At 34.3% G+C, this 1995-nt stretch carries 3 protein-coding genes; all 3 read left to right on the forward strand.

Annotated features, from left to right (window positions below; genetic code table 11):
- On the forward strand, positions 1–1284 hold a 1284-nt coding region (locus tag CVS91_RS10145; protein ID WP_107831872.1), incomplete at its 5' end, for a DNA topoisomerase.
- On the forward strand, positions 1281–1661 hold the full coding sequence (locus CVS91_RS10150; protein WP_107831873.1) for a hypothetical protein: 381 nt from the start codon (positions 1281–1283) through the stop codon (positions 1659–1661). The genes CVS91_RS10145 and CVS91_RS10150, both read left to right, overlap by 4 nt.
- On the forward strand, positions 1640–1995 hold a 356-nt coding region (gene ssb / locus CVS91_RS10155; RefSeq protein ID WP_107831874.1), incomplete at its 3' end, for a single-stranded DNA-binding protein. The genes CVS91_RS10150 and ssb, both read left to right, overlap by 22 nt.

Below are 1995 nucleotides of genomic sequence, written 5' to 3' on the forward strand. Positions count from 1 at the left end.
GCCAAAATATCTGAATTAGCTGGTAGCCTAGCAAAGGTATATAAAATTGATGTTAAGCAGGCACAACAAAAGCCTAAAGTACCTTTTAGAACCTCACAACTACAAGAGTACGCAAATAAAAGATTGGGCTTTAGCCCTGACAAGACGATGAGCCTTGCTCAAAAATTATTTGAAAAAGGCTTAATTACTTATCATAGAACCGATAGCAACAGCTTATCAAACGAATTTATAGATGAAGTAGGCGTTAAATTTGGCAATGAAGAATGGTATGAGAAAAAAGAATATAAAGCAGGAAGCCAAAGCCAAGCAGAAGCACATGAAGCAATACGTATCTCACACATACATGATTTTAACCAAATAGAAGAAATAGCAAAAAAAGAAAGCCTAACGGATGACGAAAAAAGCCTTTATGAGCTTATCTTTTTAAATTCGGTTCAAAGTCAAGCCAAAAATGCGATTAACGAAAATACTATATATGATATAGATATAAAGACGCTAAGCTTCAAGGCAAAAACGAGCAAATGTATCTATAAAGGATTTAAAAATGCTATCGTAGCCACAACTGAAGATGAAGACGACAAAGATAAAGAAATTCAAGAGATAACATTAAATCTAGCTCAAGGAGATGAGCTCCAAATATTAGAATTTAATCTACAGGAAGTAAAAAAGCAAGCGCCACAGCACTATAAAGAAAGTAATTTTATATCTCTTTTGGAAAAAGAAGGTATCGGACGTCCAAGCACGTATGCAACATTTTTACCAACACTTATTAAAAGAGAGTACGTAAGTATCGAAACAAAAGGCAAAAATAGCAATATCATAGCAACGCCAAAGGGTATAAATTTTATTGAAACTATAAAAACAAACAACGATGAGTGGATCACACAAAGCGAATTTACGAAACAAATGGAAAGTGTGCTAGATGAAATTAGCAATGGAAAGGTTGACTATTTAGACTTTATAAGACCACTACATGAGAAAATGGGCTTCAAAGAGCTAAACGATAGCATACAAAAGCCACCAAGCGAGAAACAACTCGAGTGGGCTAAAAATATAGCACATAGTTTAAATATGCAATTGCCAGACGGCATCGAAAAAGACTGGAAGATTTGCTCTAATTTTATTGAAAAAAATAAAGACAAAGTCATAGTGCCACCAAGCGAGAAACAAATCAAACTAGCGCAAGATCTAGCAAAAGATAAAAAGCTGGAGCTACCCAAAGGTTACGATGCCGACCTGAAAATTTGTAAAGCATTTATAGAAAAGGCGTTGAAGAAAAAATGAGTACCGCAATGATGAAAGAAACGTATATTATAGCCGTTAGCGACAAAATGGGCTTTTATGATAGCTTTGATAAAATTTTTATAAAAGACGGATCGATGGTAGAAAAAATCAATGAATTTTTAAAAGAAAATTCGTATGTATTTATAGAATATCCAAACTACGAAGATATATATTTTGATGGAAAAGCAAACGGTTCGCTAACGATATACGGATATAAAAAGGCGACTTTTCAAAAAGCATTTTTGGGAATAAACGATGAAATAGATAGCTATATAAACCTACATATGCCAATGAGCGGTATAACCTTTGCAATAGTAATAATTGAAAATAGACTACCAAAAACAAAGGAGATAAAATGCATACTTACGTATCCGTAATCGGAAATTTAACAAGGGATGTTGAGCTCAGATACACACCATCAGGGCTAGCCATAGGCAACACGGCTATCGCATCAACATACAAGTACACTATTAACAATGAGAAAAAAGAAGAAATCTGCTTTATAGATATCACTTTTATGGGTAAGACCGCAGAGATCGCAAATCAATATCTCAAAAAGGGGTCAAAAGTTTTCGTAGATGGTAGATTGAAATTCGACCAATGGACAGACAATAATGGACAAAATAGGAGCAAACATAGCATTGTCGTTGATAAAATGGTAATGCTTGATGGCAAAAAGCAGGAAATTAACGAAAAGGAAACGCCAAACGA

The sequence above is a fragment of the Campylobacter concisus genome, from assembly GCF_003048985.1.
Taxonomy (GTDB): domain Bacteria; phylum Campylobacterota; class Campylobacteria; order Campylobacterales; family Campylobacteraceae; genus Campylobacter_A; species Campylobacter_A concisus_AY.